Here is a 16,192-nt window from a genome sequence, read left to right as displayed (position 1 = left end):
ACCGTAATCGTCGTAATCTGCGGTAAAAACATTAACTTTGCACATTAATAAAACAAGAAATTAACGAAATGCTGGAGATAAAAGTTGTCAATAAAGGGCACCAACCTCTGCCGCAATATGCCACGACGCAGAGCGCTGGTATGGATTTGCGTGCTAATTTGGAAGAACCTGTGCTGTTGAAGCCTATGGAGCGCAAGTTGATTCCGACAGGGCTGCACATCGCTCTGCCTATGGGGTATGAAGCACAGGTCCGACCACGTAGTGGACTGGCACTGAAGAAGGGTATTACAGTGCTGAACTCTCCTGGTACTATCGATGCTGACTATCGTGGTGAGGTAGGTGTGCTGCTCATCAATCTGTCACAGGAGGATTTTGTTGTCAACGATGGAGAACGTATTGCACAAATGGTCATTGCCCGTCATGAACAAGGCTCTTTCATGCCTGTTGATGTGCTTGATGAAACTGAGCGTGGCGAAGGAGGTTACGGTCATACTGGTGTGAAATGAAATAAGGGAGTGAGAAACTCAAGGAAAGAATGAGTAATCGTTGTAAGATGAAAGGCATAGTGATTTGCGGAAGGCCGTGGGCTATTCGGCTGTTGCTATGCGTGGCTTTTCTTTTTTCTTACATTTCTCTCCTTAAAATATCTGCCCAGGAGCAGTCCTATGACCAGTTCTTTATGGAGGCTATGGTTCAGCGGCAGAAAGGAAATAACGATGCTGTGTTTGATCTTCTGCGTCATTGTTTGGAAATCCGGCCAGATGCAGCGGAGGCGTGGTACTATATCTCACAATATTATAGTGCCCTGAAGAATGCCGACAAGGCCATGGCATGCATCAAACGTGCAGCAGAGTTGTCGCCTGGTAACGAGACCTATATGGAAACGTTGGCACAAGCATATATCCGTCAACAAGACTATGCGAATGCTATCGCAGTTATTGAAGGGCTATATGAACGCAATAAGGACCAAGAGGGATTGTTGGAGATGCTCTTCCAACTGTACCAGCAAGAAAACGATTATGCAAAGGCTATCCGTGTATTGGAGCGGATGGAACAGATAGACGGGAAAAGTGAACGTCTGTCGGTGGCCAAGAGTGAGATATATACCCGAATGGGTAATAAAAAGGCAGCAGTAGCTGAGATAGCAGCCCTATCGAAGCAGTATCCTAATGACCTTAATTATATGGTGATGTATGGAGAGACGCTGATGATGAATGGGCAACTGAAACGGGCGTTAGGCATCTACGACCGTGTCCTAAAACAAGAACCTGATAATAATAGGGTACTTCTGTCATTGCGTACTTATCATCAGGCGCTTGGTCATACAGAGGTTGCAGACTCTCTGACGAAACGTGTACTACTGAATAGGAATGCTACGACAGAGGAAAAGGTTCGCCTGCTGCGACAGGAGATTTCTGCTAATGAGGCTGCTGGAGGTGATAGTACACATATCCTAAACCTTTTCCGCATGATGTTGGCTCAGCCACTTTCTGATACAGATATGGCTGTTCTTTATGCATCTTACATGAATGCGAAAAGGATGCCTCGTGATAGTATACGTCCTGTCTTGGAGAAGGTGTTGGAGATGACCCCAGACAATGCTGCCGCTCGTTTACAGTTAGTAGGTTATGCATGGGATGCAGAGGATATGGATCGCGTCATCTCCCTGTGTCAGGATGCCCGACAATATAATCCCGATGAGATGGCATTCTACTATTACCAAGGGATTGCCTATTATAAAAAGGATAATCTTGACGGTGCTTTGTCTGCCTTTCAGAATGGTATCGGTGTCATCAATGAGGAGAGCGACCCGATGATTGTTTCTGACTTTTATGCCGTGATGGGAGATGTGCTTCATCAAAAAGGAATGGCTCAAGAGGCGTTTGCCGCATACGACTCTTGTCTACAGTGGAAGGCTGACAATTTTGGCTGTCTAAACAACTATGCCTATTATTTGAGTGAACGAGGCGAACAGTTGGACAAAGCCGAGGAAATGAGCTATAAGACAGTGAAAGCGGAGCCGAAGAATGCGACCTATCTCGATACTTATGCGTGGATTCTGTTTATGCAGGAACGATATACGGAGGCAAAAATATATATTGATCAGGCGTTACAAAATATGGAGGATACGCTTGGCAATGCAGTCATCATCGAACATGCAGGAGATATCTATGCTCAGAACAAGGACATGGACCGTGCTCTTTCTCTCTGGCGTGATGCTCAACAGCAGAAGCCGGATGATCCATTGTTGAATCGGAAAATAAAACTCAAAAAATATCTAAAAGAATGAAACTGTCCAGTATTGTAAGAGTGGCCGTTTTGGCTTTACCGTTAGTGCTTGTCTCTTGTGGTTCTCACAAGAAAGTGGTTCAGGGCCCTGTTACACTCTCTCCAGAGCAAACCGAGGGCGCACACTTTATCTCAAGTGTGCAGGACAATGCGCAGACAACTAAGTTCATTACTTCGAAAGTGAAGTTCTCTGTCGAGGTGGGGCCCCAGAAGTTGACCCTTACCGGTAATCTGAAAATGAAACGCGATGATGTTATCCGTCTTCAGTTGATGGCGTTCGGTTTCGTTGAAGCTGGACGTATAGAACTGACAAAAGACTATGTGCTCATCATGGACCGTATTAACAAACAGTATTTGAAGACGCCATATATGTCAGTGGATTTCCTGCGAAATAGTGGCCTAAACTTCAATACTCTGCAGGCGCTCTTCTGGAACGAACTCTTCAAACCCAATGAAGGACGTGCTCAGAAGCAACATTCTGCCAATTCTAGTGGGACAGTTTACTCTACCTTAGAAAGTGGCGATGATATGATTATCAGTCTTACCGAGGGAAAGATGGATTATAGCTGGCTTGCCAGTAAGAAGAATGCGTTGATTAAAATGGCCAATATCCTCTATAAGGATCGTTTCAACGGCAATACCCAACTGAACTGGGACTATGACCAGTTCGAAATGGTAAATAAGAAGATGTTCCCGAAGAAGTCAGGAATTGTCTTAACGACACCGGACAAGGAGGTGAAACTGAATATGACATTGAATTATGTTGGGTCTGACACGGAATGGGAGACACGTACGGAGATTTCTAATAAATATCGTGAAGTTACCGTTGACGAAATTCTGCGCCGTTTTATGGCCCTTTAAATAAGACAGAATAGGAGTGAAGAGACTGTTCGTCCTCTGGATTCTGGTTAGCTTAGTGGCGGTTGCTCCGGCACAGCAGACAAGGAAAACGTCTGCTCAGCGTAGGACAACCACCACTAAGTCGTCTCGTCCTGTCAAGAAAACGACGTCTGTCAAAAAAACGGCTTCTGCGAAGAAGGTTGCAACCCCAAAGACCACAACGCCGAAGAAAAGTACACCTGTTACGGTCAAAGGACTGAAAAGTGAACAGGAACGTGTTCGTCGACAGATCAAAGAACAGGAGCGGCGCCTACAGGCTAATGAACGGGATGTGAAGAAACGTCTGCAAACACTGCTCGTTATTAACAATGAGATTGCTGATAAGCGTAGGGCGATTGATACCATCCGTCACGATATCACCAAACTTGATGACAACATCCATTTGCTCCGTATCCAGTTGAAGAATCTGGAGAAAGAGTTGCAAGATCGGAAGCAACGTTTCAGGAAATCCCTGAACTATATGTATCGTAATAGAGACATCCAGAGTCAGATGATGTTTGTATTCAGTGCTAATAGTTTCTCCCAGATGTATCGTCGTCTACGCTTTGTCCGTGATTATGCTAGATATCAACAGGCTCAGGGCGAGGCTGTGAAATCGATGCAGATGCAGGTACAAGAGACTTATGATGAGTTGACTTCCGCCAAACGACAGAAGAATGATCTGCTTTATCGGGGAGAACAGGAGAAGAAGTCGCTGGAAAATAAACAGGTGGAGCAGCAGAATGTTGTGCAATCTCTGAAGAAGCAACAAAAAGCCATTCAAGATATTCTTGGAAAACAGAAGAAACGCGATGCGGAGCTGAATGCACAGATTGACCGAATGATTGCAGAGGAGATTGCTCGAGCGAAAGCACGTGCTGAAGCAGAGGCAAAACGCAGGGCTGCAGAGGAGGCCGCAAAAAAACGAGCAGAAGAATTGGCTCGGAAGAAAGCTGCTGCTGAGGCTGCAGAAAGAGAGAATGCCCGTCGTGTTGCAGAAGCTAAGGCTCATGAGGAAAAGGCTAAGGCTGATGCCCGAGCTGCAGCTCAGAAAAGTGCTGCCGAGAAAGCCGTCGCTGAACGTGCTGCCCGGGAGGCAGAGAGAGCCCGCTTGGCTGCTGAGCGTAAAGCTGCGACAGAGAAAATAGCTCATGAACGTGAAGTGGCGGAAGCCAAGAAATCTACTACACCTGATTATACTGTTTCTACCGAAGACCGTCGACTTAGTGGTAACTTTGAGAATAATCGTGGTCGTCTTCCAATGCCAGTTGTTGGCAGTTATAAGATCGTGTATCGTTTCGGTACCAATAATGTTACGGATGTCAAGGGACATGTGACACTTGATAAGAAGGGTATTGACATCAAGGGACAACCTGGTGCTCCAGTACGCTGCGTTTTTGACGGCGAGGTCAGTGCAGTATTCGGCTATGGAGGTACTACGGTTGTTATCATCCGCCATGGTAGCTATCTCTCTGTCTATTGTGATCTGGCATCTGTCAGCGTCAGTCGTGGACAGAAAGTCAGTACACGCCAGACGATTGGAAGGTTAGGCTCAGATGGTCTCATGCAGTTCCAGTTACGTAAGGGAAATGCCAAATTAAATCCCGAGTCTTGGCTGGCTAGATAAAAAGTGCTTATAATACCAACCCCTGCAAAAGAGATACGTAGGTCTCTATTGCTTGTTCAATCTCGGAGATTTTGATAAACTCGTCGGCAGAGTGTGAGCGGCTTGATGAGCCAGGGCCTAACTTAAACGAAGGGAAAGGCATTAGTGCCTGATCACTCAATGTCGGGGATCCGAAAGGTTTCATCCCGTAGTCTATGCATCTCTTGACTAATGGGTGATCGGCAGAGATGCTTGATGAGTGAAGACGGAAAGAGCGGGCCTTCAGTTCGCATTTCTTCATCTTGTTACGGAGGAACTCAAACAGATACTCGTTCTGGTAGTATTCATTGGGACGAACATCTATGACAAAATGGAGAGTGTCTGGTACGACATTATGCTGTGTACCTCCTTCGATGACTGTTACAGTCATCTTAGTCTCTCCCAGCAGTGGGCTGTTCTTGCGGAAGCGATAGTCACGTAACCATAATAGGTCGTCAAGTGCCTCATAGATGGCATTTATTCCTTCGTTTCTGGCAGCATGTCCTGATATACCATGAGCATAACCGTCTATGACCATTAGGCCTTTTTCGGCTATGGCAGGTTGCATGCCTGTGGGCTCACCGACGATGGCCACATCAATTTCAGGCAAAAGAGGAAGTACCCGACTGAAGCCGTTTTGTCCCGACACCTCTTCTTCTGCTGAAGCAACCCACAGCAGGTTGTAGCTCCTCGGACGGTTCAACATGATGCGATAGACCTGTAGTAGGGCGACAAGGCCTCCGCCACAGTCGTTTGAGCCGAGGCCATAGAGGACGTCAGCTTCCTGTGTTGGCGTAAAAGGATCACGCGTCCACGATGTGACGGGTCTCACAGTGTCGATATGAGCGTTCAACATGATTGTCTTACGGTTCTCATCCCAGTCTGGGCAACCCACCCATAGATTATTCTCTTCCCGCCCGTATGGCAATCCCCACCTTTCCAGATACTCTGACAGTTTATTAGCAGCCTTAGTCTCCTCTCTGCTTATAGAGGGGATGGCAATGAGCTCTTTTAACAATTCTACTGCGTCGTTGGTATAATCTTTGATTATCATGTCGGTAAGTCATTATTTCTGTTATTACTTCTTGACACAATCACCGATAGGAGCATGGAAAGAACCAGTACGCCGAAGATGATGGCAAGCGAGAGTGGTGTAGACACCTCTATATGCGGCATGCTTAGATTGATGCCGATAAGCTGTCCGAATGCGTTCATGTATTCGTCCATCGCCAGTAGCATTTTGATACCTACAAAACTGAGTATGATGCCTAGACCATATTTTAGGTATGTGAAATATCTCGCGATGGCCGCAAGTGCAAAGTAAAGAGCCCGGAGTCCAAGAATGGCGAAGATATTCGATGTGAGTACGATAAATGGATCTCGGCTCACAGAGAAAACTGCAGGGATAGAGTCGACGGCGAAGGCCACGTCAGTCGTCTCAATCACAATGAGAGCGATGAAAAGTGGAGTGGCTAGCCGCCGGCCACTTTCTGTCACGAAGAAATGATCTTCATGCATTTGGTCGGTCACAGGGAAGAAATTCTTGAATACTTTTACAAAAATGTTCTTCGAGGGGTCTACATGCTCATCTTCTTCATGACTAAACATCTTAACGCCTGTGTATATTAGGAAGATTCCAAAGAGCCCGAGGATCCACTCAAAACGACTAATCATCGCAGTACCCGCGAAGATGAAGATGCTTCGTAGGATAAGGGCGCCGAATATTCCCCAGAAAAGTACTTCGTGCTGATATTTTCGTTTGATGCCGAAGAAAGAGAATAGCATTAGGAAAACAAAGAGGTTATCCATCGATAATGATTTTTCAATCAAATAACCAGCAAGGAACTCCATTGCTTTCTCATGTGGATCAATGGGGTAGAATATATAGATACCTGCACAGAAGATGAGTGACACACCAATCCACACAGCGGTCATTTTTAATGCTTCGGAGATACTGACTTCATGCTGTCCTTTCTTGGCGAACATCTTCAAGTCGGCCAATAGCATAATCAACACCAGAACATAGAATAGAATCCACGCCCATAGGGGCATATTTATTGTTTCCATTTGATTTACATTCTACTGGCAAAGATACGGAAAAACGTGAGCAGGACAAAATAAGTTCACTTATTTTTTTTGCTGAGTGTAGGTATCCTCGCGATTTCTATCGCAAAGTTACGGAAAAATGAGGGGAATAGCAAATAATGTGTGAGAATATTTTGTTTTACGTTCGACTTTCCGTATCTTTGCAAACCGAGATCTGAATCATTATGAAGAACAACCCTCTGAAAGCGTGTCCGTTATTGCGCCTGGCTATTTGTCTGATGGTCGGAATTGTGCTAGGTCATCATGTGCCGTTGTTGACTGTACTTCCATTCTGCTTTGTAGGTATGGTAGTCCTTGCCTTGTTGCTATGGCGATATGCTACTTTGCAATCACTGGTAATCGCTGCCTGTTTTGTTCTTCTGGGATGGTTGCTACTGCAACGGCAGCGTGCCTCACTCGAGGTGAGATGGCCCGACGGACAGGTGCAGTATGAGGCGGTGGTGCTCAGTGAGCCGATGGAAAAGCCGAAGACCACTGCTGTTGACGTGATGTTGGTGCGAGATGGTCGGAAAATCAAGTGCTATCTTTATAAGGATAAGCGAAGTCGATCGTTGCATATCGGCGACGGTCTATGGATTCAGTCACGGATCAGACGTGTTGGTGATTGGCGTATTGGACGGTTCAACTATCGGCATTACCTCGAAGAACGTGGCTTTGTGGGCACAACGTTCGTTGCCAGTTGGAACTGGCGGAAAGTAAAAGTGTCGTTAAGGGATCTTTCGTATCTGCAACGAACACAACTCGGGTTCTTGAAATCACGTAGTCGTATTTTACAGCATCTGGCGACGCAGGGATTGACTGATGAGCACTATGCTGTAGTGTCGGCCATGGTACTAGGTGATAAGTCGTCATTAACGAACGAGGTGAAGAATCTCTATTCCGTGACAGGAGCGTCACATGTGCTGGCCTTGAGTGGTTTGCATCTTGGCATCATCTATACCCTGCTGTCGTTGTTGGTAGTACGACGACGTTGGCATACTGTATCGCAGTTTCTGATAGTCTTGAGCATTTGGGCTTTTGTTTTTCTGACAGGTATGTCGGGAAGTCTTATACGTTCTGCTGTGATGTTGAGTCTCTATGCGTTGTTGTCGTTAGGCCACCGGGATAAGTTGTCGGTTAATACACTGGCTTTTACGGCCATTGTGATGCTGATGGCGAATCCTTTGTCGCTCTATGACGTTGGTTTCCAATTGTCGTTCATGGCGGTATTTGCTATCCTGCTTTGGTTACCCTTGTTCGATGAGGTCTTTTCTTGGGAATATCTGCAATCGCATCGTTTAGCCAAATGGGTATGGGCTCTGGTGTCTGTCTCCTGTGCCGCGCAGATTGGGGTAGCACCGCTCATCGCCTATTATTTCGGTCACTTCTCAACATTCTTCCTACCAACAAACTTTATCGTCGTACCTGCAGCCACGCTTATCCTTTATCTGTCGCTTATTGTACTATTGGTTCCTTCCTTCACGTACATATTATTATATGTGGTCGGCATATTGCATAGTGTATTACGATATATTGCCTCCGTTCCAGGGTCCAGCATGGGTCCTCTTCACCCAACGCTTTTGCAGGTGATGATGGTCTATGTGATTGTGGCATCTCTCTATCTGCTGATCGTCAGACTATGCAATCGCTCTTAGAAAAGAAGCGTTGCCAAGGCTGGAATTGTCAGCATAGAGAGTAAGGTGGTGATGAAAGTTACCTCGGTAATCGTCGTTGTGTCACGACCGTACTTCAAACATAGAATCGTACCGTAGGTGGCTACGGGCATAGCGATGACTACCGTATTGATGTTTACGACGAACGTAGAAAAACCCAGTAATGTGCACAGATAGTAAATACCTATCGGGAGAATAGCCAGGCGGAACAGTGTTGTAGCATAGACTGTGTGGTTGCCGAGCATCGTACGGAACGAAAGGTTCGACATCGAAGATCCGATAATGAGTAGGGCGGCCGGTACGGTGATATTTCCGAGCATGGTCAGTGGTTGACTGACTGCGGGGGGAATATGATCGATTTCCAGAGCAACAATCGCCATCGTCAGGTAAGCTGCTATCATCGGAGTGGAGTAGAGAACCTTCTTCTGAAAACGTGGTCCTTCGACGGCATTCTTACCTGTGATGAGTATGGTGCCAACGGTAAAGACGGCAAAGGTGTTTACTACGTTTAGGACGGCTGCATAGAACACTGCTTCGTGCCCGAAGAGTGATGCTACTACGGGATAGCCCATAAATCCAACGTTTCCGAACATCAGGGCAAAGCCGATTGCTCCCTCGTCTTCTCTCTTGTTGGTTAGAATGCGTGGCAGGAGAAAGGCTACACCTGTCAATACGATATAGGTGATTGCGCTGATCAACAGTAGTGGCAGGATATAGTTTCTGTCAGGCAACTCTCCCGTCATGGCCGACGAGAGAATAAGTGCCGGACAGGTAAGGTTAATCACCAGTCTTGACAACTGTCTATCGAAATCACCTCCCAGATAACCCAACTTGCCTGCCACGTATCCTACGATAACAATGGCAAACAGTGTCATCATCACATCAGCCATTAACTTTTATTTCTCAACTACATATACCCCAGCCAACGAAGGATATCGTTGAGGTTCGCCACGACCATCAAAAGTATCAAGATGCCGAAACCAACATATTCGGCGCGAATCATGAAGTTTTCCGACGGCTTACGACGTGTAATCATTTCATAGATAAGGAAAAGTACGTGGCCACCATCAAGCGCAGGAATCGGTAGGATATTCATGAAAGCGAGGATAATTGAGAGAAAAGCCGTCATCTTCCAGAACAAATACCAATCCCATACTGGTGGGAAGAGAGAGCCGATGGCTCCGAAGCCGCCAAGTGATTTCGCACCGTCGGCAGTAAATACGTACTTCATGTCACCCACATAACCAGCAAGTACATTCCAGCCATATTTGATACCGGCAGGGAAACTTTCAAGGAAACCGTATTCACGGGTAAAGGGCTCGTAGAGACCGGCCAGACTCTTTACGAAGAACCCAACCTTCAGGTCGGAGGTAAGGGTGGTACATAGCGTATCAGTGCGCTCTCCTTTGTCGACGACGAGCGTTACCGTGCGTATCTTCAAACTATCTGCGGTGGTCTTTGCTGTCGTCAGCATATCCTGGAGTACACCAATTTGATCGGTGAATTCATTATAGCTGTCGACGGCCTTACCATTAATGGCGAGGATCTTGTCGCCTTTGCGCAGGCCAATCTCTGAGGCTGGTGTGTCAGTTATCACGCTGTCGATTTCTGCGGGCGTGATAGGAGTGACGAAGCGAGGCTCTGTCTTCAGCATATCGAGGAGATTCAGGTCGCCAGGAAGTGTAAGACTCATCGCTTTGCCATCGCGGATGATGTCTACACGGTGGGCCTCAGATAGGTCACGGTAGAGATCGGCGGAGAAATCCTTGAATGCACCTTTGTCAGTGCCTACGAGGATATCACCATCTTGGAAGCCGAGAGCCTTGGCCTCGGTGTTGAACTTCATACCCAGTGTCATATCTTTCACGGGGATGTAGGTGTCGCCCCAGTGGAAAAGAATCATGGAATAGATGAACAGAGCGAGAAGGAAGTTTACAAGTACACCGCCAATCATGATCAGCAGGCGCTGCCAGGCCGGTTTGGAACGGAACTCCCACGGCTGTTCAGGTTGTTTCATCTGCTCAGTATCAAAACTCTCGTCAATCATGCCGGCAATCTTGCAATAGCCGCCGAGGGGTAGCCAACCCATACCATATTGTGTGTCACTGTTCTTGGGCTTCCACTTAAAAAGACTGCCATCCCATTTCCAGATACTCGGGTCGAAGAAAAGATAGAATTTATCTACGCGGACACCGAAAAGCTTGGCGAAGAAGAAATGACCGCCCTCATGGAGCAGTACCAGCAGGCCGATGGCCAGCATGAATTGTAATAATCTGATTAAAAAGATATCCATATTGTTGTTTATGGTTTGCTGTTTACTGAAAAAGTGGTTATTTGTTCATTAGTTCTGTGGCGATGCGGCGCGCCTCAGCGTCGGTCGCGATATATGTCTCATAAGTCGGCATCTTGTCGAATGTGGCACGTGTCATCGTTTCTGCAATAATGTCACCCATCTGCAGGAAACTGCACTTGTCTTCGAGGAAACCACGGTTCACGATCTCATTGGCTGCATTGACGATACATGGCATGTTTCCACCCTTGTCAATGGCTTCGAAAGCCAGAGCTAGACAACGGAATTTCTTTAGGTCCGGCTCGAAGAATTCCAGATCTTGGGCTGCGAAGAGATCGAGTTTGTCACCGCTCAGAGGTAGCCTGCGCGGGAACGAAAGGGCATACTGGATTGGCAGTCGCATGTCGGGTACACCGAGTTGGGCCTTCACGCTGCCATCCTGGAACTGAACGGCGCTGTGGACGATGCTCTGGGGATGGACGAGCACTTGGATCTGCTTGGCGTCGACACCGAAAAGCCACTTGGCTTCAATTACCTCAAAGCCCTTGTTCATCATTGAGGCAGAGTCGATAGTGATCTTTGCTCCCATATCCCAAGTCGGATGGCGCAGAGCATCTGCCTTTGTCACGTGAGCAATCTCCTCCATCGTCTTCAGACGGAACGGACCACCACTGGCTGTCAGCAGGATCTTTTCTATCGGATTATGGTCCTCACCAACGAGACACTGGAAAATAGCAGAGTGCTCGCTGTCAACAGGTAGAATGGGAGTATGATATTGTTGGGCGAGGGCGAGAATCAACTCACCGGCCACGACAAGCGTCTCTTTGTTGGCTAGGGCGATAGCCTTTCCTGCCTTAATGGCATGGATGGTGGGCGAAAGTCCGGCAAATCCTACCATCGCTGTCAGAACCATGTTGATAGGCTCTGCTTCTACGATCTCGTCAAGGGCTCGCGCTCCAGCATAGACCTTCACGTCGGGTAGATCGCTCATCAGCGACTTCAGTTCATCGTAACGGGCCTCGTTAGCGATGACAACGGCTGCAGGCTTGAATTGATGGGCCTGCTTGGCAAGCAAGTCAACTTTGTTGTTGGCAGTCAGACAATACACCTCATACAGGTCACTGTGCTCCTCAATCACTTCAAGAGCTTGTGTTCCGATTGATCCAGTGGAGCCTAGTATAGCTATCTGTCTCTTATTTTTCATCGTTTCTGTTTTTATTATCTGACTGCAAAGGTACAAAATAAATATCAATTCCATCAAAAAAAGGCGTTTTCTTTGGTTCTTTGCTTATTTATTCATGCCTTTATACACCTTATTATGTTCCTTTTGAGATTCAGCGCAAAAACGAAATGATAAAATGTTAGAGTGATATAGGCTATTTAATCTTTTTCAAATGGAAGAGCGATGATGCGCGTACACTCTAAATGGTTGTCATATCGCTTAGTCTACGAAGAAGGCCTGTATATCCACAATGGTCAAAAAAAAATCGTCCGCAAAAACTACTAGTGGTCTACGAAAATAGAACCGGCTCAAAGGTCGAGCAGACCTTTGGGGATGCGCATGGTGATAGTACGGTTCTGTTGGTCGATAGCCGTGATGATATCTTCGGAGGCAGGGATGAGACGACCGTCCTCAAGGCAGAAGAGGGCGTTAATGGTAGAATCGTCAACAGAGGCAATGCGCCCGATGATGCGGTTGCTGTCTGCATCTATGATGTCATAGCTTACGATGGCCGCCCAAGAAATGCTCTCGTCATCGCTATCGGCGAGTTCTCGGGGAAAGTAGACGTCGCAGCCCGTCAGTTCTTTTGCACGCTCAAGTGTATCGATGCCCTCAAACTTCATCAAGGCGTTGCTGTCAGTCTTGAAACGATACTCCTCAATGAAGAAGGGCACTAAGATTCCGTCTAGGTCAAGGATCAGGTAGTCGGCATCGGTCCGGTCAAACACATCATCATCAAAGAGAAAAGAAATCTCCCCTCTCACACCGTGGCCTTTACCGAGCTTACCGATCTTGTATACTTCTTCTTTTTTGATCACTGTTAGTTCCTCCTGATTCTCGCTCCAAGTGCATTCAGACGGGCTTCGATATTCTCGTAGCCGCGGTCGATCTGCTCGATGTTCTCAATACGACTGGTGCCGTTGGCACTCATGGCGGCAATCAGTAGGGCGATGCCTGCACGGATGTCTGGACTTGACATGCGACCGCCGCGGAGGGTGATCTTCCGATCGTGACCGACGACAACGGCTCTGTGGGGATCGCAGAGGATGATTTGTGCGCCCATGTCAATCAGTTTGTCGACAAAGAACAGTCGACTCTCGAACATCTTCTGATGGAAGAGTACGCTTCCGCGTGCCTGAGTAGCTACAACGATCAGAACACTAAGCAGGTCGGGGGTTAGTCCTGGCCAGGGCGCATCGGCGAGTGTCATGATGGTGCCGTCGATAAACGAAGGTATCTCGTAGTGTTTCTGACGAGGGATAACTAAATCATCACCATCCACCTTGATCTTCACGCCGAGACGACGGAAAGCATCGGGGATGATACCGAGGTCTTTCACGGAAACATCCTGAATGCGTATGCCATCGCCGCATACGGCTGCCATACCGATAAACGACCCCACCTCAATCATGTCTGGTAGAATCTTATGATCGGCACCGTGCAGACGATCAACACCGACGATCGTCAGCAGGTTCGATGCGATACCGCTGATCTTGGCTCCCATCTGGTTGAGCAGATGACAGAGCTGTTGAATGTACGGTTCACAAGCCGCATTATAGATGGTTGTGGTACCTTTGGCAAAGACAGCTGCCATAATGATGTTAGCTGTTCCCGTGACGGAGGCCTCGTCAAGTAGCATGAAAGTGCCCTTCAACTTCTGGGCCTCAATCTCATAGACGCTGCGTCCTTCGATATGCTTAAACTTCGCACCGAGTTTCTTGAAACCTAGGAAATGGGTGTCTAGTCTTCTGCGTCCGATCTTGTCTCCGCCGGGCTGTGTGATGATAGCTTTGCCCATTCTGGCCAGCAGCGGACCAATCATCAGGACACTGCCACGCAGTTCCGCGCAACTCTTGACAAACGCGTCGCTCTCCAGATAGTCGAGGTTCAGTTCGTCGGCCTGAAAGGCATAATCGCTGTGCGACAGTCTGTTGACCTTCACACCAATGTCGCGGAGAAGTTGGATGAGGTTGTTGACATCGCGGATGTCTGGGATATTGCGAATCACCACCTTCTCATCTGTCAACAGCGAAGCACAGATGACTTGTAATGCCTCGTTCTTGGCTCCCTGCGGCTTGATGGTTCCGCTCAGAAGATGCCCGCCCTCAATAGTGAATGATGCCATAGGCTGTCGTTATCTTTTTTTCTTGTTTCTTTTGTTATCGTCCGCAGCAGAGACCTTCTCGAATTTGAAGGAGTTGAGGTCGAGTTGGATGATGCCATCGGTGAAATGCGCCAGATCGCTGGCTATCCGCTCGTCATCCATGGAACCGTGCCCCCATGTTGCCAAATCACGTTTCATCTGGTTGGCTGTATAACGGGTCAGCGTGTCGCGCTCTTCTCCCTTCGGCATGGTCTTGAGTTTCTCAAAGAGCTCTTCTACAAGCCGACCGTAGTGGCGAAGCCTGACACCGTCCTTCGGCAGGGCCATCGGACGGGGCTTGCTGAGGATTTTCTCTGCCGATGATACGTCGAAGGGCCAGTCGATATCCAACTGCTTACGACTCATCAGATACAGATGATCCCAAAGTGTCTGCTCATAGTCGGCATTGTCTCTGGGCTGCGGTGCTTTGGTCTCCATCATTCTGATGATGGCTCTGGCGCAGTTCTCCCGGTCTTTCTTGTCTGGCAGACTGATGGCATGGTCGATCATCTTCTGAATCTCCCTGCCGTATTCCGGCATTGCGAGTTTCTCGCGCTTGGTGTTGTAATCTAATCCTTTGATGTCCATATGTCTTTTTTGTTTTTTCTATTTAATAACCGGCTACCAATGGCTAAATCAACTTTTTCGGCATTTTGGCCACGAAATCCTTCAGATAGTAGGGCACAAAGTAGGCCACGTCTTCTGTCTGGCCATTCAGCCAGCGCCGGTCGGCGAGAGGCTGCATCCATTTTGCCAACGGTTCGACACCGTCGATATAATGGGCGTTGGGGTGATTGATGGTCTCCATACATTTCCCGGCTCCATTTCCGAAGAAATAGACAGGATGCTGGTCGAGATACTCTCTATAGGTGTTTGCATCTACGATGTCGGCTCCGGTCTCGCGCACAGGTCTTAGGGCACGATCATAGATGGCGGCATACACTTCCATGCGTCGGGCGTCAAGCATCGGACAGAGCAGGGCATCGTCTTCGAGTTCCTTCATGTCTTTCATCTTACCTAATAGGACAGGCACACATAACAATTCCAACGTAGGCACGGCAATCAGTTTCAGGTCTCTGGCATAACAGATACCCTTGGCCATGGAGACTCCGATGCGTAGTCCGGTATAGGATCCGGGACCGCAGCTCACAGCTACGGCATCGAATGGAATCGCATGGTTGTCGGTAAACGAGAGTGCCTCGTCAACGAACGTACCTAATTTCTCTGCATGGTTTGGGCCCGTGTGGTCTTCCTGTTGGAAAATGACCTGCGTGTCTTCCGACACCGCCACAGAACATGCGTTCGTACTTGTTTCTATGTGTAATATTGTCGACATGTTATTACCTTCTTATTAATAAGGTGCAAAATTACGAAAAGTTGGGCGCAAAACAAAGAAACTTGTTTCTTTTTTACCCAAGACACAGCAACTTCGTGACTTTTATCACAAAGTTACTCAATTTTTTCGTTAATTCCAAGCGATTATCAGAAATTAACGGTGTCAGGAGAGGGCTAAGGGAGGGGCTGCCAGTTCTTAGTCGTGCTCTCAGATAGAAGTTATATGTCGGCTCTCTATAATATATAATAAGGTGTGCCTTGCATTTGTGCTTGATGTTGGTCAAGAGGGATAAAAATTTCGCATATAAAATGAAATTTTTCCTGGAAAAGTTTTGGTGGTTCGGAAAAAGTGTGTACCTTTGCATCCGCTAACGAGGAAACGACCTCTGTAAGCGACGAAAGAAAGAGTTCTTTGAAAGATTTACATAGACAGAAGTAGTACAAGAAGCGAGAGCATTGTAGTGATGCTCTTGGGTAGAAGAAACGAACCGTTTATTCTTTTAAACAATTACTTGATACTGGATAGTCGTTCTGAGACAGATAACATTCCGTAATGGATAAAGATATTTTTTACAGTGAAGAGTTTGATCCTGGCTCAGGATGAACGCTAGCTACAGGCTTAACACATGCA

14 protein-coding genes are annotated in these 16,192 nt (G+C 47.4%); 5 read left to right on the top strand and 9 right to left on the bottom strand.

Going from position 1 to position 16,192, the window contains the following annotated elements; all coding sequences use genetic code 11:
- The first annotated feature begins 68 nt into the window (after nucleotides 1-68).
- The 4 genes from dut to BMY63_RS10760 all read left to right on the top strand — a co-directional run bounded on the left by dut (nucleotide 69) and on the right by BMY63_RS10760 (nucleotide 4,795).
- Entirely contained in the window at nucleotides 69-506 is a 438-nt protein-coding gene (dut, locus tag BMY63_RS10775) for a dUTP diphosphatase (protein WP_091916724.1), read from the top strand.
- A gap of 173 nt (nucleotides 507-679) precedes the next feature.
- Nucleotides 680-2,290, top strand: coding sequence for a tetratricopeptide repeat protein (locus BMY63_RS10770; RefSeq protein WP_256219006.1), 1,611 nt, complete (start codon nucleotides 680-682; stop codon nucleotides 2,288-2,290).
- Entirely contained in the window at nucleotides 2,287-3,150 is an 864-nt protein-coding gene (locus tag BMY63_RS10765) for a lipoprotein insertase outer membrane protein LolB1 (RefSeq protein ID WP_091899963.1), read from the top strand. Before BMY63_RS10770 ends, BMY63_RS10765 begins: the two co-directional genes overlap by 4 nt.
- A gap of 16 nt (nucleotides 3,151-3,166) precedes the next feature.
- Nucleotides 3,167-4,795, top strand: coding sequence for a peptidoglycan DD-metalloendopeptidase family protein (locus BMY63_RS10760; protein ID WP_091899962.1), 1,629 nt, complete (start codon nucleotides 3,167-3,169; stop codon nucleotides 4,793-4,795).
- A 7-nt stretch (nucleotides 4,796-4,802) separates the two neighbouring features.
- Here the strand turns inward: BMY63_RS10760 and BMY63_RS10755 are convergent, their stop codons facing one another.
- Complete coding sequence (locus BMY63_RS10755) at nucleotides 4,803-5,867, bottom strand: M20 family metallo-hydrolase (protein WP_091899961.1); 1,065 nt, start codon at nucleotides 5,865-5,867, stop codon at nucleotides 4,803-4,805.
- Nucleotides 5,864-6,880 carry a TerC family protein gene (locus tag BMY63_RS10750; RefSeq protein ID WP_091899960.1) on the bottom strand — a complete coding sequence of 339 codons (1,017 nt, stop codon included), beginning with the start codon at nucleotides 6,878-6,880 and terminating at the stop codon, nucleotides 5,864-5,866. Before BMY63_RS10750 ends, BMY63_RS10755 begins: the two co-directional genes overlap by 4 nt.
- 203 nt (nucleotides 6,881-7,083) lie before the next feature.
- Here BMY63_RS10750 and BMY63_RS10745 point away from each other — a divergent pair, with 203 nt between their 5' ends.
- Nucleotides 7,084-8,553, top strand: coding sequence for a ComEC/Rec2 family competence protein (locus BMY63_RS10745; RefSeq protein ID WP_091916708.1), 1,470 nt, complete (start codon nucleotides 7,084-7,086; stop codon nucleotides 8,551-8,553).
- Here BMY63_RS10745 and BMY63_RS10740 read toward each other — a convergent pair.
- The 7 genes from BMY63_RS10740 to tsaB all read right to left on the bottom strand — a co-directional run bounded on the left by BMY63_RS10740 (nucleotide 8,550) and on the right by tsaB (nucleotide 15,562).
- Nucleotides 8,550-9,461 carry an AEC family transporter gene (locus BMY63_RS10740; RefSeq protein ID WP_091916706.1) on the bottom strand — a complete coding sequence of 304 codons (912 nt, stop codon included), beginning with the start codon at nucleotides 9,459-9,461 and terminating at the stop codon, nucleotides 8,550-8,552. The genes BMY63_RS10745 and BMY63_RS10740 overlap by 4 nt on opposite strands.
- A gap of 17 nt (nucleotides 9,462-9,478) precedes the next feature.
- On the bottom strand, nucleotides 9,479-10,864 hold the full coding sequence (gene rseP, locus BMY63_RS10735; protein WP_091899957.1) for an RIP metalloprotease RseP: 1,386 nt from the start codon (nucleotides 10,862-10,864) through the stop codon (nucleotides 9,479-9,481).
- 37 nt (nucleotides 10,865-10,901) lie between these two features.
- Nucleotides 10,902-12,065 carry a 1-deoxy-D-xylulose-5-phosphate reductoisomerase gene (locus BMY63_RS10730; RefSeq protein ID WP_091916704.1) on the bottom strand — a complete coding sequence of 388 codons (1,164 nt, stop codon included), beginning with the start codon at nucleotides 12,063-12,065 and terminating at the stop codon, nucleotides 10,902-10,904.
- Nucleotides 12,066-12,391: 326 nt separating this feature from the next.
- A complete protein-coding gene (gene rimM, locus BMY63_RS10725) occupies nucleotides 12,392-12,901 on the bottom strand; it encodes a ribosome maturation factor RimM (RefSeq protein WP_091916702.1) in 510 nt (169 codons plus the stop codon).
- A 2-nt stretch (nucleotides 12,902-12,903) separates the two neighbouring features.
- On the bottom strand, nucleotides 12,904-14,208 hold the full coding sequence (gene murA / locus BMY63_RS10720; RefSeq protein WP_091899953.1) for a UDP-N-acetylglucosamine 1-carboxyvinyltransferase: 1,305 nt from the start codon (nucleotides 14,206-14,208) through the stop codon (nucleotides 12,904-12,906).
- A 9-nt stretch (nucleotides 14,209-14,217) separates the two neighbouring features.
- Complete coding sequence (locus BMY63_RS10715) at nucleotides 14,218-14,814, bottom strand: DUF4290 domain-containing protein (protein WP_091899952.1); 597 nt, start codon at nucleotides 14,812-14,814, stop codon at nucleotides 14,218-14,220.
- A 43-nt stretch (nucleotides 14,815-14,857) separates the two neighbouring features.
- A complete protein-coding gene (gene tsaB, locus BMY63_RS10710) occupies nucleotides 14,858-15,562 on the bottom strand; it encodes a tRNA (adenosine(37)-N6)-threonylcarbamoyltransferase complex dimerization subunit type 1 TsaB (RefSeq protein WP_091916700.1) in 705 nt (234 codons plus the stop codon).
- Between the last annotated feature and the right edge of the window lie 630 nt (nucleotides 15,563-16,192).

The organism is Prevotella aff. ruminicola Tc2-24 (assembly GCF_900110895.1).
GTDB lineage: Bacteria > Bacteroidota > Bacteroidia > Bacteroidales > Bacteroidaceae > Prevotella.
This window is presented reverse-complemented; position numbering and strand designations above follow the sequence as displayed.